This is a genomic window from Algibacter sp. YIN40 (assembly GCF_057219435.1).
In genome coordinates this window covers 640,648-666,806 of the sequence record NZ_JBXVVC010000001.1, presented here as the reverse complement: position 1 = coordinate 666,806, position 26,159 = coordinate 640,648, and the positions used below count along the sequence as shown (strand labels likewise).

General features: G+C 31.3%; 30 protein-coding genes and 1 tRNA gene. 15 read left to right on the top strand and 16 right to left on the bottom strand.

Annotated elements, in window-relative coordinates; translation table 11 throughout:
• Window positions 1-30: 30 nt before the first annotated feature.
• Window positions 31-1,365, top strand: coding sequence for a TlpA family protein disulfide reductase (locus tag AC2D6V_RS03220; protein ID WP_484646605.1), 1,335 nt, complete (start codon window positions 31-33; stop codon window positions 1,363-1,365).
• Window positions 1,366-1,368: 3 nt separating this feature from the next.
• On the opposite strand, the gene AC2D6V_RS03215 is transcribed toward AC2D6V_RS03220, so the two are convergent.
• From AC2D6V_RS03215 to AC2D6V_RS03165, 11 genes are all read right to left on the bottom strand, one after another.
• Entirely contained in the window at window positions 1,369-1,728 is a 360-nt protein-coding gene (locus AC2D6V_RS03215; protein WP_484646604.1) for a YraN family protein, read from the bottom strand.
• A 3-nt stretch (window positions 1,729-1,731) separates the two neighbouring features.
• On the bottom strand, window positions 1,732-2,892 hold the full coding sequence (locus tag AC2D6V_RS03210) for a metal ABC transporter permease (RefSeq protein ID WP_484646603.1): 1,161 nt from the start codon (window positions 2,890-2,892) through the stop codon (window positions 1,732-1,734).
• Window positions 2,885-4,012 carry a metal ABC transporter permease gene (locus tag AC2D6V_RS03205; RefSeq protein ID WP_484646602.1) on the bottom strand — a complete coding sequence of 376 codons (1,128 nt, stop codon included), beginning with the start codon at window positions 4,010-4,012 and terminating at the stop codon, window positions 2,885-2,887. The genes AC2D6V_RS03210 and AC2D6V_RS03205 overlap by 8 nt, the downstream gene beginning before the upstream one ends.
• 281 nt (window positions 4,013-4,293) lie before the next feature.
• Window positions 4,294-5,028 (bottom strand): metal ABC transporter ATP-binding protein, encoded by a 735-nt coding sequence (locus AC2D6V_RS03200; protein ID WP_484646601.1) that lies wholly within the window; start codon window positions 5,026-5,028, stop codon window positions 4,294-4,296.
• Window positions 5,028-5,933 (bottom strand): metal ABC transporter solute-binding protein, Zn/Mn family, encoded by a 906-nt coding sequence (locus tag AC2D6V_RS03195; protein WP_484646600.1) that lies wholly within the window; start codon window positions 5,931-5,933, stop codon window positions 5,028-5,030. Before AC2D6V_RS03195 ends, AC2D6V_RS03200 begins: the two co-directional genes overlap by 1 nt.
• A 1-nt stretch (window position 5,934) precedes the next feature.
• Window positions 5,935-6,717 (bottom strand): transporter, encoded by a 783-nt coding sequence (locus AC2D6V_RS03190; RefSeq protein ID WP_484646599.1) that lies wholly within the window; start codon window positions 6,715-6,717, stop codon window positions 5,935-5,937.
• Window positions 6,718-6,766: 49 nt separating this feature from the next.
• Complete coding sequence (locus tag AC2D6V_RS03185) at window positions 6,767-7,477, bottom strand: metal-dependent transcriptional regulator (RefSeq protein ID WP_484646598.1); 711 nt, start codon at window positions 7,475-7,477, stop codon at window positions 6,767-6,769.
• Between the two features lie 465 nt (window positions 7,478-7,942).
• Window positions 7,943-8,080 (bottom strand): FeoB-associated Cys-rich membrane protein, encoded by a 138-nt coding sequence (locus tag AC2D6V_RS03180; RefSeq protein WP_484646597.1) that lies wholly within the window; start codon window positions 8,078-8,080, stop codon window positions 7,943-7,945.
• 6 nt (window positions 8,081-8,086) lie between these two features.
• The gene (feoB, locus tag AC2D6V_RS03175) at window positions 8,087-10,186 is read right to left on the bottom strand and encodes a ferrous iron transport protein B (RefSeq protein WP_484646596.1); all 2,100 of its coding nucleotides are present in this window, start codon (window positions 10,184-10,186) and stop codon (window positions 8,087-8,089) included.
• Window positions 10,179-10,415: a FeoA family protein gene (locus tag AC2D6V_RS03170; protein ID WP_484646595.1), complete on the bottom strand. Its 237-nt coding sequence runs from the start codon at window positions 10,413-10,415 to the stop codon at window positions 10,179-10,181. The genes feoB and AC2D6V_RS03170 overlap by 8 nt, the downstream gene beginning before the upstream one ends.
• A gap of 75 nt (window positions 10,416-10,490) precedes the next feature.
• The gene (locus AC2D6V_RS03165; RefSeq protein ID WP_484646594.1) at window positions 10,491-11,162 is read right to left on the bottom strand and encodes an SCO family protein; all 672 of its coding nucleotides are present in this window, start codon (window positions 11,160-11,162) and stop codon (window positions 10,491-10,493) included.
• A 160-nt stretch (window positions 11,163-11,322) separates the two neighbouring features.
• On the opposite strand from AC2D6V_RS03165, the gene rseP reads away from it, so the two are divergent.
• The 4 genes from rseP to AC2D6V_RS03145 all read left to right on the top strand — a co-directional run bounded on the left by rseP (window position 11,323) and on the right by AC2D6V_RS03145 (window position 14,593).
• Window positions 11,323-12,669 (top strand): RIP metalloprotease RseP, encoded by a 1,347-nt coding sequence (gene rseP / locus AC2D6V_RS03160; RefSeq protein WP_484646593.1) that lies wholly within the window; start codon window positions 11,323-11,325, stop codon window positions 12,667-12,669.
• Window positions 12,670-12,815: 146 nt separating this feature from the next.
• Window positions 12,816-13,100 (top strand): GIY-YIG nuclease family protein, encoded by a 285-nt coding sequence (locus AC2D6V_RS03155; protein WP_484646592.1) that lies wholly within the window; start codon window positions 12,816-12,818, stop codon window positions 13,098-13,100.
• Window positions 13,101-13,103: 3 nt separating this feature from the next.
• Window positions 13,104-13,177, top strand: a tRNA-Asn gene (locus tag AC2D6V_RS03150).
• A 207-nt stretch (window positions 13,178-13,384) separates the two neighbouring features.
• Window positions 13,385-14,593: a tyrosine-type recombinase/integrase gene (locus AC2D6V_RS03145; RefSeq protein WP_484646591.1), complete on the top strand. Its 1,209-nt coding sequence runs from the start codon at window positions 13,385-13,387 to the stop codon at window positions 14,591-14,593.
• A gap of 256 nt (window positions 14,594-14,849) precedes the next feature.
• On the opposite strand, the gene AC2D6V_RS03140 is transcribed toward AC2D6V_RS03145, so the two are convergent.
• The 5 genes from AC2D6V_RS03140 to AC2D6V_RS03120 form a co-directional block, all read right to left on the bottom strand.
• Window positions 14,850-15,641, bottom strand: coding sequence for a cation efflux transmembrane domain-containing protein (locus AC2D6V_RS03140; RefSeq protein WP_484646590.1), 792 nt, complete (start codon window positions 15,639-15,641; stop codon window positions 14,850-14,852).
• A 426-nt stretch (window positions 15,642-16,067) separates the two neighbouring features.
• Window positions 16,068-16,868: a hypothetical protein gene (locus AC2D6V_RS03135; RefSeq protein ID WP_484646589.1), complete on the bottom strand. Its 801-nt coding sequence runs from the start codon at window positions 16,866-16,868 to the stop codon at window positions 16,068-16,070.
• Between the two features lie 163 nt (window positions 16,869-17,031).
• Complete coding sequence (locus AC2D6V_RS03130) at window positions 17,032-17,181, bottom strand: PspC domain-containing protein (RefSeq protein ID WP_484646588.1); 150 nt, start codon at window positions 17,179-17,181, stop codon at window positions 17,032-17,034.
• A gap of 199 nt (window positions 17,182-17,380) precedes the next feature.
• A complete protein-coding gene (locus AC2D6V_RS03125; RefSeq protein WP_484646587.1) occupies window positions 17,381-17,599 on the bottom strand; it encodes an SHOCT domain-containing protein in 219 nt (72 codons plus the stop codon).
• Window positions 17,600-17,638: 39 nt separating this feature from the next.
• Window positions 17,639-17,920, bottom strand: coding sequence for a hypothetical protein (locus AC2D6V_RS03120; protein WP_484646586.1), 282 nt, complete (start codon window positions 17,918-17,920; stop codon window positions 17,639-17,641).
• A gap of 819 nt (window positions 17,921-18,739) precedes the next feature.
• On the opposite strand from AC2D6V_RS03120, the gene AC2D6V_RS03115 reads away from it, so the two are divergent.
• The 10 genes from AC2D6V_RS03115 (at window position 18,740) to AC2D6V_RS03070 (ending at window position 25,957) form a co-directional block, all read left to right on the top strand.
• The gene (locus tag AC2D6V_RS03115) at window positions 18,740-19,153 is read left to right on the top strand and encodes a hypothetical protein (RefSeq protein ID WP_484646585.1); all 414 of its coding nucleotides are present in this window, start codon (window positions 18,740-18,742) and stop codon (window positions 19,151-19,153) included.
• Between the two features lie 88 nt (window positions 19,154-19,241).
• Window positions 19,242-19,697, top strand: a complete 456-nt coding sequence (locus tag AC2D6V_RS03110) for a hypothetical protein (RefSeq protein WP_484646584.1) — start codon at window positions 19,242-19,244, stop codon at window positions 19,695-19,697.
• Window positions 19,698-19,786: 89 nt separating this feature from the next.
• Window positions 19,787-20,293: a hypothetical protein gene (locus tag AC2D6V_RS03105; RefSeq protein ID WP_484646583.1), complete on the top strand. Its 507-nt coding sequence runs from the start codon at window positions 19,787-19,789 to the stop codon at window positions 20,291-20,293.
• Between the two features lie 121 nt (window positions 20,294-20,414).
• Window positions 20,415-20,783 (top strand): hypothetical protein, encoded by a 369-nt coding sequence (locus AC2D6V_RS03100; protein ID WP_484646582.1) that lies wholly within the window; start codon window positions 20,415-20,417, stop codon window positions 20,781-20,783.
• A gap of 85 nt (window positions 20,784-20,868) precedes the next feature.
• Window positions 20,869-21,759, top strand: a complete 891-nt coding sequence (locus tag AC2D6V_RS03095; protein WP_484646581.1) for an AAA family ATPase — start codon at window positions 20,869-20,871, stop codon at window positions 21,757-21,759.
• The gene (locus tag AC2D6V_RS03090) at window positions 21,740-22,717 is read left to right on the top strand and encodes a DUF3871 family protein (protein ID WP_484646580.1); all 978 of its coding nucleotides are present in this window, start codon (window positions 21,740-21,742) and stop codon (window positions 22,715-22,717) included. The genes AC2D6V_RS03095 and AC2D6V_RS03090 overlap by 20 nt, the downstream gene beginning before the upstream one ends.
• A 30-nt stretch (window positions 22,718-22,747) precedes the next feature.
• Complete coding sequence (locus tag AC2D6V_RS03085) at window positions 22,748-22,999, top strand: hypothetical protein (RefSeq protein WP_484646579.1); 252 nt, start codon at window positions 22,748-22,750, stop codon at window positions 22,997-22,999.
• 289 nt (window positions 23,000-23,288) lie between these two features.
• The gene (locus tag AC2D6V_RS03080) at window positions 23,289-24,080 is read left to right on the top strand and encodes a hypothetical protein (protein WP_484646578.1); all 792 of its coding nucleotides are present in this window, start codon (window positions 23,289-23,291) and stop codon (window positions 24,078-24,080) included.
• Window positions 24,081-24,282: 202 nt separating this feature from the next.
• The gene (locus tag AC2D6V_RS03075) at window positions 24,283-25,314 is read left to right on the top strand and encodes an AAA family ATPase (RefSeq protein WP_484646577.1); all 1,032 of its coding nucleotides are present in this window, start codon (window positions 24,283-24,285) and stop codon (window positions 25,312-25,314) included.
• Complete coding sequence (locus AC2D6V_RS03070) at window positions 25,304-25,957, top strand: NUMOD1 domain-containing DNA-binding protein (protein ID WP_484646576.1); 654 nt, start codon at window positions 25,304-25,306, stop codon at window positions 25,955-25,957. Before AC2D6V_RS03075 ends, AC2D6V_RS03070 begins: the two co-directional genes overlap by 11 nt.
• Window positions 25,958-26,159 lie beyond the last annotated feature (202 nt).

Sequence of the window (26,159 nt, the reverse complement as noted above, 5' to 3'; positions counted from 1 at the left end):
TGTTTTATTTAAAATAAATTAAAGACAACCTTGAAAAGTATATTTTTTATTATTGTTTTATTTCCATGCATGCTTTTGGCACAGCATACAATAAAAGGCACATTTTCTCCTGCTGAAGACTATAATTTCGCATTACTATATAAAGTAACTCCAACCATATCGGAGTATGTATCAAATGCCGAGATACAAAAAGATGGCACTTTCCAGTTTCAGTTAGATTCTACTCACACAAAAGGAATGTATAGACTGGTCTATGCAGTTCCTCAAGAAGATTATAATTTCGATATTATTTATAACGCTCAAGAAGATATTGAGATATCTTTTAATTCTGAAACTGGTTTAAAATTTCAGTCTTCATTAGAAAATAAATTACTAGAATCTTATACCAATAGTATGTTGATGGTTACTAATAGCATTGGTAATTATTTTAGAGATGAAAATAAGGATAAGGATACTATAGCATTGTCAACAATATTTAAGACTCAGAAAGAAACACAAGATAGTTTTGAAAAAGCATCTAAAGGGACGATTGTTTCTCATTTTATAAAAGCGAATAAACCTTTTATTCCCGAGGGTGCTGTAGACGTTAAAACCTATTTGAGACAGTTAGAGAAACACTACTTTGATCACGTGAATTTTAATAATAAAACGCTTCAAAGTTCTAATTTTTTAACAGAGCGTATGCTTAATTACGTTTTTGGTAGAGGTGCAAATTCTGAAAATGATATAGAGAACTACAAAAATAACATAGCAATATTTTATTCAAGAATTGAAGGAACTCCAGCGCAAATTAAAATAAATTTGCTTACAATATTGTGGCAACAAATGGCAGATTTAAATATTGAGCTAGTTGCTAATTATATTGCCGAGGAATATTTAATGGATTTAGCAGTTTCTTTGAACGATCAAGAACTTTTACATGCCTTGATTTTGTTTAAAGACATTTCAATAGGGAATAAAGCGCCAGATTTTTCATTAGAACTTAAGGAAAAGGAAAATCGTGTAACCAAAAACTTAAGCGAGTTATCCTTAGCAGAGCATTATGTTATTGTATTTTGGAGTAGCACTTGTTCTCATTGTTTAGATGAAATCCCACAGTTGCAGACCTTTTTAAGATCTAAACAAAATAAATTAATTAAAGTTATTGCCATAGGGTTAGAGGACGAAGTATACAAATGGAAAGACCTTACGTATAGTTATCCGGAATTTATTCATGTTTATGGAGAAGGTAAGTGGGATAATGAAATAGGTAATAAATATGGTGTAACAGCAACTCCAACTTACTTCATTTTAAACAAGAATAAAGAGATTGTTTCGAAACCTGAAGACTTTGAAGCTTTAAAGGAATACTTTGAAACTGATTAAGTTTTAAAAATGATAAAAGGCATTTTCTAAATGCTTAATTTTGAAGTTTTTATCTTCTTTTACAATAGCAATAATATCAAACCGAACTTCAACATCTAAACCATTAACATTTACATATTCATCAACCGCTTTTACTAAGCGTTGAATTTGCTTTGGCTTAACAAAATCTTGTGGGTTTCCAAAATTGGTTGTGGAACGTGTTTTTACTTCAATAATAGCTAAGACATCTTTTTGTTGTGCGATAATGTCAACCTCGGCTTTATCAAATCGGTAGTTGCGCGCAATTATATCGTAACCGTTTTTCAACAGAAAATCGACTGCTAGTTGCTCTCCTTTTTTACCGAGTTCGTTGTGTTTTGCCATAAGCTAACCTCTAAACAAAAAGAAATCATCTTTCATATGTTCTATTTGCGCATCTTCATTAGTAATAATATAATCAATAGCCTGCGAGGTAAACTGATTTCCTTTTTCAGTTAAAGAAACAATATTTTTTTCAATCAGAATCATATTATTTTTCAGAGCTAATTCCAAAACTGTTTTAGATCTCACTTTCTGCCAATTTATATGTTCATTTAGGTGATTTACGTGGCGTTCTTCTTCTTCACTGTGATTTCTTAAATGCAATAAAAAGGTCAATAAAGAAACTTCGGCGCGTTGTTGTTTTTCTCTATATAAAACAGCTATAACACCCTTGCTTGGTGCAAATAAATAAACAGCTAAAAACAACACGCCTAACATAGTAGTAATAGATCCAGCTATGGAGGCGTCTAACCAATGCGCCAACCAATATCCAGCAATTGCACTAAAGACACCAAAGCAAATGGCATAAATAAGCATGCGTTTTAAATTGGTAGTAAGTAAGTAAGCCGTTGCTGCGGGAGCAATCATAAGTGCGACAACTAAAATTGCGCCTACGGCATCAAAAGCACCTACCGTTGTAACGGAGGATACTGTCATTAGACCATAGTGAATAATCGCAGGGGGGAAGCCCAAGGATGCGGCTAATCCAGCATCAAAAGTGCTTACTTTTAATTCTTTAAAAAAAGCAATTAATAACCCGATAGTGATTATTAAAATACAGCCAATAACCCATAATGATTTTGGACCCATATCAAAATCTGAAATAATAAACCTATCAAAAGGGGCAAAAGCTAGTTCACCCAACAATACAGCGTCTACATCTAAGTGTACGTCGTTAGCGTTTTTAGCTATTAGAATTACACCAATACTAAATAAAATAGGAAATACTAGGCCAATAGCAGTATCTTCTTTTACCAGCCCAGTTTTTTGAATATATTCAACTAAAACAACTGTAATAATACCTGTTAGAGCAGCTAATAAAATAAGTAAGGGAGAATTTAAATCTTGCGTAATAAAGAATCCAATCACGATACCTGGTAAAATAGAATGACTGATGGCATCACTTATCATAGCCATTTTTCGTAGTACTAAAAAAGTGCCTGGAATGGCACATGCAATAGCAACCAAGCTTGCAATAAGTTGTATTTCAATTTGTGCGCTACTCATTATTTTTCGTTTGTTGATTGTACAAATTAGAGGCCATATTGTAGCCTTCTTCTGTTAAGCTCCACATGCTTCCATCTAAATTCACATAATTTTTTCGTACTAATTTTTGTAACGTTCCTTTTGTAAACCCTTGAAAATTATTTAAAATTTTAATAGCATGAGGGTGCGAAATATTTTCATGTGTTTCAGCAATTCGGAACATGAATGCTAGTGTTTTGTGAAGCTGTAAGTCGCGACGATTCTTAATAAATCGTATTTGCTTAAAGAGCAAACCTCTACTAGGAGAGAAGATGAATGAAATTAAAACAAAAACACCGGCCACAATCACGATAACAGGGCCAGTTGATAGATTGTTTTGACTTGCACTAACAGCTGTGCCAAATACACCTGAAAAGGCTCCAAATAAAGCAGATAAAAAGACCATGACGCTTAAACTATTTGTCCATTGTCGCGCAGCGGCGGCCGGAGCTAATAGCATGGCACTCATTAATACTACGCCTACCGTTTGGAGTCCCAAAACAATTGCCAATACTATAAAACTTGTAATTAATATATCTATAAACTTGGTATTGAATCCAAGGGTTTTGGTGTAGTCTGCATCAAAAAGAAGAATTTTAAATTCTTTCCAAAATAACAATAGCACAAATAGGCATATGCCAGTTACAATTGCCATTAGCCAAACGTCACTTTCAATAAGTGTCGCAGCTTGACCAAACAAATATTTGTCTAATCCTGCTTGATTTGCGTTTGGTTGTTTTTGAATGAAGGTTAATAACAACATTCCAAAGCCAAAAAATAATGATAGAATTAACCCTAAAGCGGTATCTGATTTTAAATGAGTTTTACTGATAATACCACGAATCCAAAAGGTACCAATTAGTCCACTAATTAACGCACCTAATAATAAAACATTACTGTCTTTTGCACCTGTAATTAAAAAAGCAATGGCGATTCCTGGTAATGCAGCATGTGAAATAGCATCCCCTAAAAGGCTTTGTTTTCTTAATACAGCGAAACTGCCTAGCATGCCAGTTACGGCACCTAAGATTGCAGTACCTAGCGTTATGGTTCTTAGAGTGTAATCACTAAAGACTAAAGAAAAATATTCTTGTAAATCCATTTTGTCATTTCTGCAAGGCAGAAACTATTTAATTAATTTTTATCTTTTTGAATTTATTATTGTTCATTTTGTCTCGACACAAAACGAACCAAAAAATCAAATCAATCTGAGGAAATTCCTGAGGAACATTCGCTTTCGAAATTACACGCATAAAGCTGTGCTTTGCGATTTCATTTCTTCACTCTCTATTTCTGCAGATTGATGCTTCAGACCTTGTCCGAATTTGGGTGTTAACTTTTAGCTGTTTTAGGTTTTTTATCGTTTTTTTAATTTTCTTCTAACTATTCCTGAACACTCACTTTATAATTAATTCCATAAGTTTTAGTTAAGTTATCATCATTAAAAATGTCTTTTACTGGACCTGTGGCTATTTTTTTAACATTTAAAAAGGTCACCCAATCAAAATATTCAGGAACGGTCTGTAAATCGTGATGCACTACGATAACAGTTTTACCTGCTTTTCGCAATTCTTTTAAAATATTAATAATTGCTATTTCAGTTGTAGCATCTACACCTTGAAAAGGCTCATCCATAAAATAGATAGACGCGTTTTGAACTAACGCACGTGCTAAAAAAATACGCTGTTGTTGTCCACCTGAAAGTTGACTTATTTGGCGGTTTTTAAAAGGGAGCATTCCTACTTTTTCTAAAGCTTCGAGTGCCGCTTTTTTCTCCTTTTGCCCAGGACGTTTTATCCAACCTAAACTTCCATAGGTTCCCATCATTACAACATCTAATGCTGTGGTTGGGAAATCCCAATCTACACTTCCTTTTTGAGGCACATAAGCCACTAGAGAACGTTGTTTTTCGTAAGACTTTCCATAAATACTTACACTGCCTGCAATGGGTTTTAAAATGCCCAATATAGATTTTATAAGTGTTGATTTACCAGCACCGTTTGGACCCACAATAGCCATAAGAACACCTTCAGGGATTTCTAAATCGATATCCCAAAGAACAGGTTTGTAGTTATAAGCTACAGTTAAATCGTCTATTTGTACCGCTATTTTGGTCATTATTTTAATGCGTTTACTATTGTATTTACATTGTATTTAAACATACCAATATATGTGCCTTCTATAGTCCCTAAATTTCCAAGAGCATCAGAATACAGAGAACCTCCAATGGTTACGTTATGACCTTTAGAATTGACCGCAGCTTGCAATGCTTCTATGGTTCGTTTTGGTACCGAACTTTCAATAAATATGGATTTAACATCGTTTTCAATAATAAAACTTGATAATTTTTGAACGTCCTGTACACCAGCTTCAGTAGCTGTAGAAAGACCCTGTAAGCCTACTACGTTAAAACTAAAGGCTTTTCCAAAGTAGTTAAAAGCATCATGTGCTGTTACTAAAACACGTTTTTCTTCCGGTAACGTTTCTATAGTGGTTTCTAATTCTTGGTGAAGTGCATTTAATTGTTTTAAATAGGCGTCACTATTAGTTTGGAAAATTGCCTTTTTTTCAGGAATTGCTTCGGAAAGTTTGTCAGTAACAAATTTTGTTGCTTGTTTCCAGTAAGTTACATCAAACCAAATATGAGGATCGTAATTTGAAGCAAAATATTCTGAACCTATTAAAGTGTTTTTATCCAATGCATCAGAAATGGCAATAGTTTTTATGTTTTTCATTTTTTCAAAAACTTCAACCAATTTGCCTTCTAAATGTAATCCGTTATAAAAAATAATATCTGCATTTGCTAACTTGCTAACATCGCCTTCACTGGCTTTGTATAAATGCGGGTCGACACCGCTACCCATTAAACCTTGTAGATTTATATAATCGCCTCCAATGTTTTTAACCAAATCAGTTATCATGGAAGTAGTAGTTACAATGTTTAATTTGTCGTTAGTCTTTTTTTCTTTTTTACAGCTGAAAAATAATAAGGCTATGCTAAAAAATAATATTGTTTTTTTCATTTTAATTCTTTTTTGTTGGCAATCTAAAACTGACGCCACCACTTAATAAAATATCTTGACCATCTGTAATACTAGAGCCAACTGTTGCATCGAGTTGCACGTTATCGGAGATTAAATAGGTGAATCCAGCGTCCCACAAATGATTGGCCTTATTGTTTTCTGGTAAATCACCATAAAGTTCTGCATAAACTCCAATTTTTTCTGTTATACCTAAACCATAAGCTAGCGTGTATACATATGCTGCTTCTGAAGAATCGTCTCCCCACTGTGCCCCTAAGTTATATGATAAACTTGAGTTTTCATTTAGGGTATGTGCAAATGAAAACCTAAAATCCACCCCAGTCGTTTCAGGTTTATAATCTGTTGCAGCAGCGAAGGGTAAATATAAATGGCCCAAGAATCCTATTTCTGGGAATGCACCTTTCTCTTCTGAAATTGAAATTTTAGCACCCAGTAATAGTGGATTAAAACCGCTTAAAATATTTTCGGTCGTATTTGTTTTGGTTTCAACAAAATCCCAACCTAGTCTTAATTCTAAATTATTTAAGACACCTAACCTTACTAAGGTAGTGTTAAATGTGAACGTTTCATTTTTAATATTGTTTTCCTCAAAACTTTCATAGAAAGCCCCAGTTTCTACTTGAATATAACCTACTGGAATGGTTGTTGGTGATTCGGTTGCATCTGGTCTATCAGTGATTAATGCACCTAGTGAGTTTTCCTCTTGTTGTGCAAAAACAAATAGAGGTATGTTTAGTATTAAAAGTAATCGAATAGTTTTCATTAAAGTTAAAATTTACATCTAGTAGTTTAATTAATTATAGTTTATAGTTTTAGAATAATTTATAATTATTCTGATTTGATTCAGGAGATGAATTAGAGTCGCTATTTATTTCTTTAACAAATATGATATTTGTAAAATCTTCATTTAGAAGAAGCGTATTATTGTTAATGTAGATTTGGGTCATTTTATTAAATTCTAATTGATTGGTAACCGTAATGGAATTTCCACATTTTAATCCATGAAGAGCACAAAAATCAAAGAACTCTTTTTCATCACTAAGGAGTCTTGAAATGATATATGTTTTACCTTCTTTCGATTTTGACAAAGGGAATGTGTTGTTTTCCGTTATAATATGTCCTTTTTCACTAGGTATAGGATCACCATGTGGATCGAATTTAGGATTCCGTAGATAGGTGCTAATTTTATTTGCAAGAAAATCGGATGTTTGGTGTTCTAGTAATTCGGCTTCTCTATGAATATCATGTAAGGACATATCAAATAGTTTAAAAAGCAACGCTTCCCACAATCTATGTTTTCTTACTAAATTTAAAGCGAACTTGTTTCCTTTTTCTGTAAGCTCAAGTGCTTGGTATTTTTTGTAATGCAGCAAGTCGCGTGTTGCAAGTTTTTTTGCCATATCTGTTGCAGCTGCATTCGAGATACCTAATTTTTTCGCAATATTACCTGGTTTGGTATCTTTATTATCCTGAACACCATTTTTGTAGATGGCTTTAATGAAATTCTCGACTGCGACTGACATTTATATATGCTTTAAATAAAATTTAAGTATACTTAAAAATATTTTCAAATATATCTAAAATAATTAAATACACCATATAAACGTTGGTTTATTTTATTTTTTGACTTTCATGGTTTATTGCAAATTTATAAATAAAGAGTTTAAACTCGAGACCTTAAAAGGTTGGTCTTTAGGTATAAGATTGTCATTATAAAACTTTTTTAAGAACAATTTTATTCTTTTTAATCAGGAACTTGGGTAGTTTATAACTAATTGGTTTACAAAAGTGGCTTTTGTTTAATATTCTAAACAACCAATAAGTCCTTAGCCAAAACTAAACTTGCGCAACCAATATAATGCATGTTTTAGCTCGTTTGAGAGAGTATTTGTGTTTTTGTTAAGTTGTCCCTATTAAGATAATTTGATTGCTTAAAAGGCCTTGTTTGGAAATTGGAAATATTATTTGAGGATTGTTTTTTTTAAAACTTAATGACACCCGCAATCATCGGTACTGCAAGATTTAGAATTTTTCTTGCTAGGTTTAATTAAGAATTTCCTTATAACATACCATAAAGCTAAAATTAAAATAGATACTGCTAATATGTTTTGAATGAGAATGTTCAAGGTGATTTATTTTAAAAATTGAAATGCTATTAAAGCTACAATATACGCAAAAGCCGTCATTATTACTAGTTGTAATATAGGCCATTTCCAGCTATTGGTTTCTCGTTTTACAATGGCTAATGTACTCATGCATTGCATCGCAAAAGCATAAAACAATAACAATGATATTCCTGAAGCAAATGTAAAGAGCGGTCCTCCTAAAATTGGATTTACTTCGCCTGCCATTCGATTTTTAATAGTGTCTTCGTCATCATTCCCAACACTGTAAATAGTTGCCAATGTACCTACAAAAACTTCCCGAGCAGCAAAACTACTTACAATGGCAATACCTATTTTCCAATCGTATCCAAGTGGTCTTATGGTAGGTTCAATGGCTCTACCTGTTATGCCAATAAATGAGTGTTCTAATTTATGAGACGCAATTTTGTGTTGTAATTCCTCTTCAGTTAAATTGCCCGAGCCATATTCTGTTTTTACTATTTCTTCGGCATTATTAAATTGTTCCCCTGGACCGTAAGACGCCAAAAACCAAAGTATAATTGAAATTGCTAAAATGATTTTTCCAGCTCCAAAAACAAAGGATTTAGTTTTTTCTATTACGGTTAATGCAACGTTTTTAAAAAGCGGTAATTTGTAATTAGGCATTTCGACTACAAAAAAGGATTTGCTCTTTATTTTTAATATCTTATTCAGTAAATAAGCTGAAAACACCGCTGTACCGAATCCTATTAAATACAATAGCATAAGGGTTAAGGCTTGATAACTTAGACCTATAAATCTTCCTTGGGGAATTACTAATGAAATAATAATTAAATAAACTGGAAGTCTTGCCGAACACGTTGTAAAAGGCGTTACTAAAATAGTTATTAAACGCTCTTTCCAACTTTCAATATTTCGCGTAGCCATAATAGCTGGAATAGCACAAGCAGTGCCTGAAATAAGCGGAACAACACTTTTTCCGCTTAGCCCAAAACGACGCATGATTCTATCCATAAGGAAGACAACACGACTCATATAGCCGCTTTCTTCAAGTATGGCAATAAACAAAAACAAAAAGGCAATTTGTGGTATAAATATAACAATGCCACTAAGCCCTGGAATGATACCTTCAGCCAATAAATTTGTAAATGCGCCATCCGGAAGTACATTTTTTGTCCATTCACTTAACGAAGCAAATACACTATCAATAAAGTCCATTGGTAGCTCAGCCCAATCGTAAATGGCTTGAAATATTGTGAGGAGTATAATGGCGAAAATTACATAACCCCAAAACTTATGAGTTAAAATTCTATCAAGTTTAGTACGCAAATCTTTGGCTTGAGAAGCATCAATGGTTTGACCGATTTTAAGCACATTATTTATAAACTGATAGCGTTTTATTGTTTCCTTCTGCTGTAAGCGTTTTAAATCGCTTTTACTTTTGGTTTTAAAATCGGCAACGGGATCAATTTCGTTTCTATCTGTTTTTCCGAAGTTAACATCTTGCGTGATAACCAACCATAGCTTATAAAGCAACTGATTTGGGAATGCCTTGCGTAAATTATCAAAGTATTCTTTGTCAATTTCAGAAGCATTTAAACAAGGTGCAATTGAGATATCTTTATAGCTAGCAATTAAAGATTTTAAATTGTCGATACCCGTATTTTTTCGAGTACTAATTAAGGCAATTTTTGTCTGAAGATGTTCTTCTAAATAAGCAATGTCTAATGAAATACCCTTATAATTCATTCGGTCTGCCATATTAATGGCAAGTAGTGTAGGAATTTCTAAATCCTTAATTTGAGTAAAAAGTAAGAGGTTTCGTTTTAAATTTTCAACATCACTAACGACGACTGCTATATCGGGAAAATCTTTATCATTTCTATTTAAAAGTAACTCGATAACCACATTTTCGTCTAATGAGGAAGCATTTAAACTATAAGTTCCAGGCAAGTCAATTATATGTGCTTTTACACCTCTTGGGAGCTTACAAATACCTTCCTTTTTTTCAACAGTAATACCTGGATAGTTGCCAACTTTTTGATTAAGTCCCGTTAAGGCATTAAAAACAGAAGTTTTCCCTGTATTCGGATTACCAATTAAAGCAACATTAATTTGTTTACTCATTAGTCTCTTTTTCAATTAAAATATGAGAAGCAGTTTCTTTTCTAATGGCTAGGTGGGATCCGTTAATATTTAAATACATTGGATCTTGGAATGGTGCCACCTGAACAAGCTCTACAATATTGCCTGGTAAACAACCCATTTCTAGAAGTTTTAGAGGAATACGATTAGACGAAACATCAGTAATAATAGCTCGTTCGCCTCGTTTTAAATGTGCTAAAGTGTATTGCAAGCTTATTTAGATTGATTTTAAAGAAGCAAAAGTAAGCTAAAAAACTAGCCTATAAAAATTGTAATTAAAAAAGTGTTAATCGTATTCCTTTTTCAGAATTTTAATATCACTTAGCAGGCGATTAATATCATCAGAATCAGTTCCATCATAGAACCCTCGAATTTGCTTTTTTTTATCAATGAGCATAAAATTTTCTGTATGAACCATATCAAACGGGCCAGCATAAGTATTATCTTTTACAGCTAAATAACTTTTTCTAGCTAGCTGGTAGATATCCTTTTTGTTACCAGTTACTAAATTCCATTTGTTGTCATTCACACCTTTTTTTAACGCATATCGCTTTAATTGTTCAACAGAATCAATTTCTGGAGTTACAGAATGAGAAAGCAACATAATGTCTGAATCATCCAATATTTCGTTTTGTATTTGAACCATATTATTGGTCATTATTGGGCAGATAGTTTGGCATGTAGTGAAAAAGAAGTCGGCAACATAGATTTTATCTTTATAGTCGTTTTGGGTAATGGTTTGTCCGTTTTGATTTGTAAATGAAAAATCTGCTATTTTATGATATTTTTTTTGATGCTGAATGGTACTATCTACCAGTTCTGTGCTAACCATAACAGGTTGGTAAATTGGAAGTGGTTGATATACATTTAATGTATTATAAATTAGGATAATTATGATTAAAGAAACAACCCCAAAAACAATAGCAAACTTCTTGTAATCTTTAAAAAATGATAGCATTGACTCTTAAATTTCCACAAAAGTACGATGAAAATTAATTAACAGGAATTCAATTGAAACTTAAATTCATGTTAAAAATCTGGACATTCTTTAATTGTCTTTTTAAAGTTGGTTTAAAAGCTTACTTTTGTGCGATTATAAAAAATTGATTGAAGATTATATGGAATTTGTTATTAAAATATCTCAATTTTTACTGAGTCTCTCTTTGTTAATTGTATTGCATGAGTTAGGACATTTTATCCCTGCGAAACTGTTTAAAACAAGGGTAGAGAAGTTTTACTTGTTTTTTGATGTTAAGTTCTCATTATTTAAGAAAAAAATAGGGGAGACAGTATACGGTATTGGTTGGCTGCCATTAGGAGGTTATGTTAAAATAGCTGGAATGATAGATGAAAGTATGGATACCGAACAAATGGCTCAAGAACCACAACCATGGGAGTTTCGTTCTAAACCTGCATGGCAACGTTTAATTATTATGTTAGGTGGTGTAACAGTTAATTTTCTGTTGGCAATATTAATATATGTTGGGATGAGCTATTTTTATGGAGATAGGTTTTTGCCAAATGAAAACATAAAAGATGGTCTTTTAATAGAGAGTACGGTAGCAAATAAGGCAGGTCTTTTAACTGGAGATAAGATTTTAGCTGTTGATGGCGACGACATAGAAAATTTTTCTCAAATCCCAGAAAAAGTGCTTTTCGGAAGTGAAGTTACCATTGAAAGAGATGGGAACAAATCAACTGTTAAAATGCCAGAAGATTTTCTTTCTCAAATTATAGATGCTAAAGAAAAAGCGTTTATAAATTTAAGGATGCCTTTTGTAGTTGTTCAGGTACCTGATACTTCTTATAACGTTAATAGTGGAATTAAAAAAGGAGATATTGTTCTTGCTTTGAACAACTATTCAACAAAATATATTGATGAAGTTAAATTAGGCTTAAAAAAGTTTAAAGGACAAGACGTTTCTGCGAAAGTTCAGCGAGATGGCGAAGTATTTAGTTTGCCTCTATCAATTTCTAATGAAGGAAAACTAGGATTAGTTTATGCTGGAGGATCTACCCCTGAAACTTTGGAAGCTTTAGGATATTATGATTTTGACACAAAAAAATATGGCTTTTTTGAATCTTTTCCAGTAGGCTTAAAAAAGGCAAAAGATAAAATGGCATCTTATTGGGATCAATTGGGTGCTATCTTTACACCAAGTACAGGAGCTTATAAAGGTGTTGGTGGTTTTAAAGCTATCTTCGACATTTTCCCAAACACTTGGAGCTGGCAAGCATTTTGGAGCATTACAGCCTTTTTATCCATTATGTTAGGTGTTTTAAACTTATTACCAATACCAGCTTTAGATGGCGGACATGTTATGTTTTTGCTGTATGAAATGGTGTCTGGAAGAAAGCCAGGAGATAAGTTTATGGAGTATGCACAAATGGTAGGGTTCTTCATTTTAATAGCTTTAGTTTTATTTGCCAATGGAAATGATATCTACAAAGCAATTTTTGATTAAATAATTTAATTATTAAATTTGTTGTAAATAAAAATATGTATATATTTGCGCTCGCAAAAGCGAAAAGCACACTCCTTCTTAGCTCATCCCGATAGCTATCGGGAGGTTAGAGCAAAAGTGAGATTAGTTCTTTTAAATAGTTTATAATGAATTTTGTTTACATCTTGTATTCTAAATCACTTGACAAATATTATATAGGTGAAGCGATAGATTTACAAGAAAGAATTAAACAACATAATTCAGGTTTCTATGATACTGCTTTTACAAAACAAGTATCAGATTGGGTTTTATATTATTCCATTGAATGTAAATCTAGGATTCAAGCAAGGAAGATAGAAACTCATATAAAGAAAATGAAAAGCAAAACGTATATTCAGAATTTAGTAAAGCATTCTGAAATTACTAAAAAGCTTAAGAATAAATATAATTAACACTCCTTCTTAGCTCAGTTGGTTAGAGCATCTGACTGTTAATCAGAGGGTCCTTGGTTCGAGCCCAAGAGAAGGAGCAAAATTAAAGTTCAACAGAAATGTTGGACTTTTTTTGTGCAATAAACTTTCCTTGTAATACATGCATTCACTGCATTACTTACATTTTACTTCAAATGCCAAGTTGCCAAGTTATTTGGTAGAAAAAGGGTTGCACATAAGGTTGCAGTCCAAATTAAAAAGGTTGCAGTTTTTATACTGTAATTAATCCACTAAAATTTTAAGAAATGAATACACATAAATTGAGTATCCTATTTGTAATATCTACAAGTAGGAAGAGAAAAGATAGCAGAGCATCACTGATGTGTAGGCTAACATATAATAAAATTAGAAAATCCTTTAGTACAGGACTATTCATCAACCCAAGTAACTGGAAAAACAAACAACAACTAGTCAAACCACCAGAACCAGATTCTGAATATATCAACAACCAACTAAGCCTTATTAAAACAAAAATTAATAGGGCTTTTTTATTGCTTCAAGTTAAAGAAGAGCATTTCAATGTTGAGGATATTTACAGCCTGTATAAGGGCAAGAAAACACAAAAAGAGCACAATGTAGTTGAATACTTTGAAAGCTACTTAAGGAAGCTTAAAACCCTTATAGGGATAGATATAAAACAAGAAACATGGAATAAGTTTAACTATATAAAAAAAGATGTAAAATCATTCATTAAGTGGCAGTTTAAAACTAATGATTACCCACTAAAAAAGTTAGAATTACAATTTTTACATGATTTTGAATACTATCTAAAAGTGGTAAAGAAACAGAAGCAAATTACTATTAATAAATCTTTACAAAGGTTTAGAAGAGTAGTTAGAGCTGCCTTGGCTGAAAACTATCTAGAGATAGACCCATTTATACTTTATAAAACTAAAACGGTTAGAACAGAAGTAGTGTTTTTATCTCCTGAAGAATTAACACTATTAGAACAGCATGAGTTTACACAATCTAGGTTACAATTTATTAAGGACTTGTTTGTGTTCTCTTGCTATACAGGGCTTCCGTATAGAGAGCTTATGAATTTAAAACAATCTAATATCATTAAAGGTTTTGACGGCAACTTGTGGATTAGAATGAAGCGTGAGAAGACATCTAAAGAACTGTCAATACCATTATTGCCAAAAGTACTGGAAATCTTAGAGCAGTATTCTAATAATGAAAATTATGTCTTTCCTAGAATTAGTAATCAACGTTATAATTCTTATTTAAAGGAAATAGCTGATTTAGTTGGTATAGAAAAGAGGTTGACCACGCACATGGCAAGAAGAACCTTTGCTTCAACTGTGCTACTGTATAATGATGTGCCTATGGAAATTGTTAGTGAACTATTAGGTCATAGCAATATGAAAATAACTCAAGATAGTTATGGTAAGGTGGTCCAGAAGAAGATTAGTTTGGAGATGGAGAGGTTGAAAACAACTACAAATAAATAATTTGAACTCCCTTTAACAATAATATAAGTGATATATAGAAAAGTGATGTTTAAATGAAATAAGTTGTATATGTTTGAATCACCATAAGCATAAGTAGGTTAAGTTCATGGTAGATTTGGGGCAAAAAAGGTGAACATCTGTTCATCTTTTTTATTTAATTAAATTCTTAAATTTAAATAACAAAGTAAAGATTTTATTAGATTAATAGCAGATTTTAGGCAAGCAGTATATGAACATCAGATTGCCTTTTTTTGTTTTACCTCCCAAGTTTTAATATCCTGATAGCACCTTGTATAACTAATATAAAAACAATAGTTCCTATTATTAAATCTGGTGCACTAGAGTTTAACCATTTTACTAAAAATCCTGCTATTATTACTCCCAAGTTAATAATTATATCATTTGATGTAAATATCATACTAGCTTTCATATGAGCTTCATTGCTATTAGACTTGTTTAATAAATACAAGCAAACGCCATTTGCAATCAAGGCAAAAACTGAAATAGTAATCATGGTAGAGAAATTAGGTAGAATGGCAACTCCAAAGAACCTCCTTAAAACTTCTAAAAACCCAATTATTGCTAGTGTAATTTGAAAATATCCTGCAAGTTTAGCTACTCTTTTTTGTAATATTATAGAAGATCCTACTGCAATTAAACTGATTGCATATACTAGAGAGTCTGCTAACATATCCAAACTATCGGCTACAAGTCCCATTGATTTTGAAATCAAGCCAGAGGTCATTTCAATAATAAAGAATACAAAATTGATGGTAAATACAATCCAAAGTAATTTCTTCTGGTTTGCTTGTTCTTTAAATGTGGTTTGGTCTGTGTAGTTAGAACTTATTTTATTAGCACCTAAGTTCAAATCAATAATAGATTTTTCAATTTGTTCTATTTCTCCAATGTGATAGACCGTTAGTTTTCTATTGGAAATATCAAAATCAAGATTTTTAATTGAGGTAAACTTGTCTAATTTCATACGGATTAGTTGCTCTTCAGAAGAACAGTCCATTTTAGATATTTTAAATATTGATTTTTGCATTTCAAAATAAAATATAACAAAATTTATATAGTGGTATTAAATTTAGTGAAAATAACTTGTCAAAGTTGTCATAGTCAAGTTGTCAACTTTTTTATTAGAAATTAATTAGGCTTAATATTATTGGTGGCCAACTTCATTGGAATAGTAGAAAAGAAAAGTCTAATCTAACCAATACTCAAAACCCTGTTTCACTACTTTCCCAATACATAGAACATGTTTCTGCATGTTTTTTGAAGACATAGTCAAGTGCTTTGTAAATATATTCTAGTAAGAAAACAATCCAAGATAGTTATAGTAGGCTGGTTCAGTGTGAAATTAGCATTAAAATAAAAAATTAAGGAAGGTAAGGTAACTTGTTTTACTGTAAGCTATATATAGTAAAAATAACTATTATATAATTTCAACTTACCTTACATTCCTTACAAATTAATTATCTACATAAATCACTCTTTCGTACTTTGGTGTGTTATATTTTTTGAAGTAAGCGACAATATCATTCTTTTCGATTTGAAGAGAATGGATAATGGGGTTATTTCCATAATTATAAGACACTCCTTCATTTGCATAGAATTTACTTTTTAGTTGATTTTTAGCGTTATTTTCATTTAAAGTCCAAAGAACACCATAGTCCTCACTATCAAATTCTTCTTTACTCATACATCTATAAATAGTAATATTATTATTGAGAGAATTAAATTCTTCTATTTCCTTTAAATTCATTAATAATTCCCTCCCTTTCCTTTTATTAGAAAATAATCCTTTCAGAACTCTATTGGAGGATTTAATTTTTTCAGGTTTTTTGAAGAATTTACGTAAGTATTCCCAATATTTATTATTAGTTAGTGTATCATTATAGTAAAGTAAAAATTTTAACTTTGGTTCAACTTTTGATTTGTTGAAAATGAGGTTGTTACTTATTCTATTTTGATAATGAAATAGCTTTAATTCTAGATATATTTCAAGAAAACTATTCGCTTTTGTTGCATCATCGGTAGCTTCAATGAAATCAATATAATGCTCTAGAATACCTTTATGTTTAATATGTTCATTAACCATGAACTTTAAATACTCAATGGTATCATCAGTATATTCTTCAAATTTGAAATAACTTTTTGATTTAAGAATGCTCCACTCAATTTTTATCTCTAATTGCTGTTTTAAAAGTTTTTCTTTAAGTTCAAATGATTGTTTTTTTTGTGAAAAAGATTTACTTGCTTGTTTAGTCATAACTTTTTTATTGGAATTTAAAGAGGTCTGTTATTCAAGTAACAAGGTTTTTTTTAGGCATTTAAGTATGAAGATTACAAAAATTATTACAATAAAGTAGTACAGAAAAAGATTAGTTTAGAGATGAATAGATTAAAGGGGTGTGGTTAGCTTCCTTTTACTCTTATTTTGAAAACATTTTAACTATCCAAAGAATTAAATAAAGACCAATACCAACTCCAAAGAATAATACTGATACTACAAAAGCAATACGGATATGAGATGTTTTCCAACCTAATTTATCGCTTAGCCATTCTGAAACTCCTAAAATCATAATTTTATTTTAATTATAAATCAAATATAAACATTTAAGGTAGTATATGATTCAGAGCATACACCATAACCGAAGTCAGAAGTTTTAAATATGGGCATAGTCTTGATAAGTATGCTCCTAAGTTTTAACAGCAATTACTAAAACAACAAAACTCGACTTCTTAGAAATACAACAGAGGGCTTATTTAGTTTTTAAATAATTAAAGATCCGCTTCTAAAATTTTCTTTGACTCTTCATATTCTTCTTTCGAGATTTTACCATTAGCAAATCGTTTTTTAAGGATCTGCAAAGCGTCGTCTTTTTGTGGTTCTCGAAAAGATGTTTTATAAAAAAACCAAAAAATTACAATCAGCACAAATAACCCCCCAAGCCACCATAGAAAATGCATTCCAAAAAAATGTCCGTCACCGTGGTGCATAATTAAACTAATTTTTAAGTTGTTAAATATTTTTAATAATTACTTATTATTATCTTCATCTTGGTTTATCATTCCCATCCCATTCATTGCTTTCATCATGGCTTGCATACATTCGTAGCTCATCATTCCTTCATTATTCATCATTTGCATCATATTCACCATCATTTTTTTGTTCTTCATCATGTTACCCATCATATTGTGCATCATCATACTATCTTTCATCATCATATGTATACCACGACCCTTCATCATATTTCCCATAATCATATAATTACCTTGCATCATTTGCATAGCATGTTCATTACTTTGCATTGATTCCATAAATGACATCATTTGGTCATGGTCGCTCGCAATTGCTTCAAATATTTCATTTCTCGTTTCAGAATTATCAAGCAGTTTACTTACCTCTATTTTCTGGGTACAGCTACTTAAAATTATAAACCCTAAAATCAAAAATATCATTATTATTGTTTTCATAATACTTATTTTTAATAGTTTATAATTTGAAAATTTTTTTTAAAGCTTCCTTGATCTTTGCTTACTTTCTAAATTGTAAATTTATTGTCTTTCAAAAAATAAGTCATTTATTTAATTTAAAAAATGATATTTATCAATTAGACTGATTTACTGAACATTATAAAAGCCCGTGAACAACAATGAACTATAAGTAATTGCTAGTTCTAGCCTACTCTGGAAATTCCAACTGAAGTTTTAAATATGGGCATAGTCTTGATAAGTATTCACCAAAGTTTTAAATGACAACTGCGGTATTCCGAAACATTTTTCCTTAGAGATAAATATAGTACTCATATAACGATACCTTTAAAAAAGCTATAAATAACCTGTCAAAGTTGTCAGAGTCAAGTTGTCAACTTTTTTTATCAAAATTAAAGAGGTCTGTTATACATGTAACTATGTTTATTAGGACATTCTAATATGAAAATAACACAAGACTGCAAAGTTCTGGTAGTTCAAAAAAATGAATGAACAATTATTATAGTCTTTTTCTTATTTATTTGTATGTTTGAATAATTACATTACGGTATTCCGTAACATTCCCTCCCTATTAATTTGTAGCATTACATAGGCTTTATATAAGCCCCAAATCAATATTAAAATAACTTAACAAAACTTAATATTATGAAAAAATTATTGACAACATTAGCTCTATTAGTAAGTTTATTCACACTTGCTCAAACCGAACCTCTTACTACTTGGGAAAATTGTGCAATAGACGGAGGTTATATAACCGACGGAATTATGTCGAATAACCCTGAAATATATGAACAGATTCTTGTCCTTGTAATATATAAGTCTAAAAAATTAGGCTACAACCCTTCAAGCAGCTGGATTCATAGAGAGATTAATAGACAATGCTTTGCATTGAAAATGACTAGCCAATGGATTAATATGGTAGGTGGTGTTAAATCCTCAGCTTATAAAGATAGAGTTGATGCGAATTTACATAGTCATATGGTTTTTATTTCACAGTATCAGGAGCTATTCACAGATTGGGGTAGTTTATATCAAACGGAGTTTTTGCCTAAAGATTAATTTTATCATATAATTAATGTCAATAAACCTTCTCAAATTGTGTTTAGAATAAACAAGTACATTATTTATTAATTAAAAAACATGTGCAATGATTAAGCAAGTTATTACTTTATTATTTTTAAACTTCACTATGACAATTTATGCTTGTAGTTGCAATAATTATAAAGGGATGGAAGAACATATTTCAAGTTCAGAAATTATTTTCTCGGGCATAGTAAAGAATGTTGAATACTGTGAACTAGAAAGCGATGATAAAGGAAAGACACGTAAGGTTCAGTTATATACAATTGAAATATCAAATGCTTTTAAAGGAATTAATGGTAAGTCAATAGAAATCATTACTGGACTTGGCTTTGGTGACTGTGGAGATCATTTTGCAGTTGGAGAAGAGTATTTCATATTTGCTTATGATTCCGGTTACACAAAAAAAAACGATGGAATATATGAAACTAATATATGTCAGTGGAATGGATGTGTTAGTGAAAAAGAGGGCTATTTAAAAATGTTAACAAAAATGAAATCTAATGGGGCATTTAATAAATGAATCATTTTTAAATTGTTTTGACCACCTTATCCATTTGTACTAAAAAAAACCAAATCAATATTATAATAACTTAACAAAACTTATTTACAATGAAAAAACTATTAATATTTATTAGCTTAATCTTTTTTTCTTCGAATGTTTATTGTCAAAACCTTAAAGACAACGCTGAGGAACTATTAAAATTAAGAGACGATTATTACGATTACGGGGAAAATCAAAACCTCAAAGGCAACTTTAAATACGGTGGAGAATATCAAAATGGAGAACCTTTCAAGGTAACTTATCGACTCGCAAGGTACTGTACAGTTGAAGGTGGTTCTTATATTTGTGATGGAGAAGAATTTAAGGATTATACGGTTTTCTTTAATTTCAATAATGAAAATAAAATAAAAGTAGTCTTTCCGGATGGTAATCATAACATTATTTATAATGTCAATAACATAGAAAAAACCAGTTATAGACAAGAAGCAGAAGGAGCTGATCAGGATGGACCTCCATATAATAATATGACAGTTTATCTAGAAACTGATAATAAAAAATTTATTATTATTCAAAATAAAACAAAAAACGTACTACAATTGATTCTCCCGAAATAATTTTTTTATTTTTTTTTTTCAAATCAAAGTCGCACATGACTTAAATTAAACTTCACCCCCTACCTTTTTTATATTTTGGGAGATAGGGATGGGCTTTATCTCATAATTAATATTCAGAATTATGACAAATTACAAGGAAATTATTAATGGAGAAACAGGCGAAAAGCAGTTTCTTTTTAATGCAAGACTTCTTAAAATTGGAGAAAAGGCATTAGAAAATTCAAATGGTAAAAACTACAAAATTGTAACGCTAAAATTTAACCTACCAAGTGGTGAAGAAGTGGAACGTACAGCTATGTGTTATGCATCAAATTATAATCATGGCATTGAAGAAGGAAGAGATTATTTGTGTAATCTTAGCTTTACAGAAGAGGGAAATCCTCAAATCAACATGTCACATTTAAGTAATGCTGACAGAGCAACAGCAGATGACTTTTCGGGGTTGTTTCAAGTGCAAAATCAACTCATTGAAGATGATTTCGTGATGTAATATTAAGAACATCTTATTCGAGTCAAGGACTTATACAATCTATGTATAGGTCCTTTTTTATTTACAAACATTTAAAACAACTATAATGGAAATACGAAAGTCCGAAAGGAAAAAAGCAAAAATAAAATTAGCCTTACAAGGTAGTGCAGGAAGTGGTAAAACGTACTCTTCATTGCTTATTGCAAAGGGATTATTAGGTGGAGACTTCACCAAAACAGCTATAATAGATACAGAGAATAAAAGTGCAGATCTATACGCTCATTTAGGTGACTATAATGTGATTTCAATGGACTCACCATATTCACCAGAACGATACATAGAAGCTATTGAACTATGTGAAAAAGAAGGTATGGAGGTCATTATTATTGACAGTATATCACACTGCTGGGACTACTTATTAGATGTACATAGTAATATGCTGGGTAACAGTTTTACCAATTGGGGGAAGATAACACCAAGGCAAAATGCCTTCGTCAATAAAATACTGCGTTCAAATGCACATATCATTTCTACAATGCGTGTAAAACAAGACTATGTATTGAATCAGAAGAATGGTAAAATGATTCCTGAAAAAGTAGGCCTAAAAGCAATACAAAGAAATGATTTAGATTATGAATTTACAATTGTATTTGATATAGATAGTGCACATAATGCAAAGGCATCAAAGGATAGAACAGGCTTATTTATAGACAAGCCAGAGTTCATTATCAATGCAAGTACTGGAAAAAAGATAAATGAATGGTGTGTTAAAGGCATCGGAGAAGTAGAGAAAAAAATTGAATTAGAAATTAATGCCTGTGAGTCAGTGGAGGCATTGAGGCATATCTATTCAAAATATACTGAAATTCAAGATGTCATTAAACCAATGATTCTAAAAAAGAAAGCATTATTGGATAACATGCAATCCCAAATCATACCAAACACACAAATTATTCAACAATCTAAAGACCAACAAAATGGAATTGATAACAGTTAATACAAACATAGAAAATCAAATTATATCAGAAGAAGATGTTACTATATCACAAGGAAATTTTATAGAAGCTAATACAGAACAGGTGACACTCTCTCACTTAAAAAGAGAGTGTATTATACCAGTTTATAGTGATAATGAGACAACGATTTCACATGCTCAATTTATTGATGCAACTAATGAGATAGTTCAGTCTAATTTTTCAGGGGCTAAAATTTTACAGCCTAATATTAGGATTTCCCATGTCATTAAAGGAAGAGTTCCTTCGGCAATTGGAAAACCTGTAAAGGAGTTAAGAGCAGAGGAAAAGACCATTTATTATCAACGCTGTGCCTTCATGATTGAAGTGCCTAGTTTGACAGAAAATGTGAATAACAATAATTTGTCTCTAACCATCGGAGGAGTAAGGGCAATGAATCAGGAGAATTTATATAGTAAAAGGAATCTTGAAAAATTTAAAGTTTTTATAGGATTTAAAAATTTGGTGTGTACTAACCTATGCATTAGCACAGATGGATTAAATGCAGATATAAGAATAAGTACTGTGGCAGAATTGAAAGATAAAATCAATGAGTTAATACAATCTTTTGATAAAGATAGATTTTTAGGTAACCTAGAGAGAATCAGCAAGTTTAATCTAGACGAATTACAATTTGCACACACCATTGGCAAAATGCGTATGTACCAACACTTAAATAAGGCAGAAAAAGTTGGCAAGTTGGCATTTGGATTGAATGACAATCAGATTGGAACAGTGGTAAGAAACTATTATCAAGATGAAAATTTTAATAGAAATGAAGATGGCTCAATTAACCTTTGGAGGTTATATAATCTTTTTACAGAAGCGAATAAGTCTAGTTATATAGACTCAAATTTAGAGCGTAATGCCAATGCCTTTGAATTTGTTACTGGACTAGCTAATTCTATGCAAAACCAAACTGAAAACTGGTTCTTAAGCTAATAGCTATATCGTTAAATTTTATATAATGAAATGAATAAACAAGACCTGGCTGAACAACTTAAATATAGCAGTTCTGAATGGCTTTATGTAGTGACTTGGAACAATTTACTTAAACAACTTTTTTGCCCCTTTAAAGTGATTGTTTTAAACCCAATAGGACAGCTTACTAAAGGGCAAATAGTTTGGGTGGAGGCAGTAAAAGTTACTGCTGACTTAAAAATTGTGTTTGTAATTAATGGCAGTGCCTATTTCTATCATCATTTCGATATTTTGATAAATTGAAAATGTTGTCAGAGGAGTTATGCTGTATTTTGTATAACCAAGCTTTTGAGACGGTTTCTCCTTTATCAATAAAACCACTGAAAATGTATTCTGTGCATCGGAGAAGTAGAGAAAGAGTTTATTTTTAATTCAAACTCTTTCCTCTACTAACCCAAGAACCCTCTTTTTGACTAAAAATTTGAGGATTAAACTTTTTCTGCATTATTATAAATAGCTAAAACGTTCTAATTATATTGCAAAAGTTATTAATAACTGCATTGCATGCATTATATGCATAAACCAAATTTTAATGGATAATAGAAGCTTGTTAATAGAGTTTAACCGAGGGATTCCGAAATCCCAAAAAGAAATAGAACAAATCAAAAAGGATTTTTTGCTAAATGATACCCTCTACAAGGATATTGTTAGTAATGGTGAAAATCCGAAAGTAGATTTAAATCAGTCCAATATTCAATCCGAAGTTGTCGTTGGTAAATCAATAAGAATTATTCAAGATGAATTTGGATTTGAAGAAGTAAAAGTAGATTTAGAACATGATTTAATAGATATAGATTTTTACGAAGAGTTCGATAAAGCTTTAAACTTGTCCTTTGATAAGTATTGTTCAAATTTTATAAAAAAATTAAATAGTAAGGGGATATATGCTGGGGAAAACCTGGAAGGATTTAAAAAAATGCAGTTGAAAAAAATTAATATTTTGGCTGAAGACTTAAAGCAAAATTCAAACATGGAAAATAAGATTATAGAATCTATTACCCTGCATTTCAATAAAATTTATGACTATACTTCAAACTTTAATTCAGAGGATTATCAAATTAGCGATAAGTTAAAGTTTAAACTTAAAAAGAATCAGGTCATTTGGCTATTTCAATCAATGCTCGATAAAAGAGTTATTTCTGGAATTACAGAGTCAGACCTGTTTAGGTTCTTAGATGCTAATGTCGAATATTTTGATGGAGAAGGCTATAAACCAATGGTTAATTCTCGTATTCAGGGAAATAAGTTTATTAATGGTCATGCTTCTACTTCTCAATCAACTGAAGTTCTGAGTAAAATATTTAATAGATCTTTCTTCAGTTAGTTAATTTAATTAAAAAGTTACATAAAAATTAGTAAGAGGCTTTTAGCCTCTTTTTTTACGCCACGCTTAAATCATTGATTTATAAGTGGATACATTTTTTTTTATCCAGAAAACAGACCAAAATTTATTTCATTTGCATTAGATGGATGATCGTAGTGATGATTCAATAAATAAATTTTTTATGAAATATAAAAAAGAAAATATGAAGAGTTTTTTAACTCTAGAAGAGATGTTAGTGGCCAGAAGAAATAGGCCTAAACCAAAATACTTATTTAGTGGTGTAAAGGAAAAATCTATTGGCTTAGTATTCGGCCCCAGTAAAAGTGGAAAAACAATTTTTTGTGAAAATTTAGCCATGAGTTTAGCATGTGGCACAAAAGAATTTTTTGGCTATCCTCTAGACGGGATACCTAAAAAAGTACTTTTTGTAGGATTAGAAGAATTTTGGGAGAATCGTATTGAGAGAAATGAGAAACAGTTTGATGTTTTAAGAGAGGACGAAAAAGATCTTATTGCTAAAAACTATTTGTTTCAGCCAATAGATTTCACTAGTAAAATTATTAAAGATGAAGATTGGAAAGCACTTGAGCAAATGATAATTGATTCAAAAGCTGAAGTAGTATTTATTGACAGTATTACTAGAATGAATCCAGGTAAACTAGAAAATAGTGCTGACGCTGAAAAAGTCATGCAAAAATTGAGAGATATATGCTATAAAACTGGCATAACACTTATTTGCATCCATCATACGCCAAAGATGGGTGATAATGTAATTAATATGGATAGCATCAAAGGAAGCTCGGTATTTGCACAAGAGTCAGATTTTGCAATTGCAGTTACACAGACACCTAAGAAAATTAGATATGTGAAGAATGTTTTTTTTAGATATGCCCCTGATGATGATGAAACGGTTAAAGAGTTTTCTATTGATCCATCAACTTGGTTAAATTTTTCACGTGATGTAAATGAAATGGAATTAATTAATAGAAAAGACAGAAGAAGAAACGATGGGAATAGAGAAAAAGTCGTTGAATATTTGGATCAACATACTTGCACGACATTTAAAACAAGTGAATTGGTTTATCATATAACCTCTACTCTTTCCGTAAAGGATAGACAGGCAAAGGCCTATTTAAGTGAATTAGTAAGTAATAATAAAATAGTCAATCCATCTAAAGGGTACTATATTTCAACTAAATGTACTGATGAAAATAAAAATGAAGATGAAAAGTAAAGGAATTATTTACAAGGTCACAAATAAAGAGACAGGAGAGGTTTACATTGGTGCAACTACAAACAGCATCCATCAAAGAAAACTAGACCATTCTGAACGTGCAAATAGAGGTAAGCAGGGATATTTTCATGAGGCCATAGCTACTCATGGTTCTGAAGCTTTCAATTGGGAGCAAATTGATACGTCTAGTTCGATAGATGAATTAGCTCAAAAGGAAAAAGAGTGTATCATTAAATATGATAGTAAAGAGAATGGATACAATTCAGATTCAGGTGGAGGAATAAAAAAGACAGTTTATCAATATAGTATTGAAGATGGAAGCCTAGTAAATACTTATGATAGTTTGCAAAGTGCAGCAAATGCAGTTAGTGCATATAAAACATGTGTGGGTAATGCCTGTACAGGTCAAAACAAAACCTGCAAAGGCTACTATTGGTCTTATTCTTCTCATTCTTCCCCAATAAAGTTAAAAGATGAAAGAAGGAAAACCGTAATACAAATGGATTTGGAAGGTCGTACTTTGTATGAATATAAATCGGTTGCTGAGGCATCATCCAAAACTGGAGTAAATTCATCAAGCATTGCAAAGGCTTGTAGAAGAGAGTATAAAACTGCTGGAGGATTTATATGGAAATATGAGTAAATTTCAAATTAAAGGACATCATAAAGGTGTCCTTTTTTATTTTAAGAATTTAATGTTCTGATATTAAAGATGTTGTGTATTGAGGTTCGGCCCCTGAAGAGGGAGTAATTTTTTAATTACTGTTTCTAGAAGAACACTTTTTATGCGACGACGTAGATGGGAAGCGTAATTTGTGTGTAGACAAGCTTGTTTGTTATTAAAG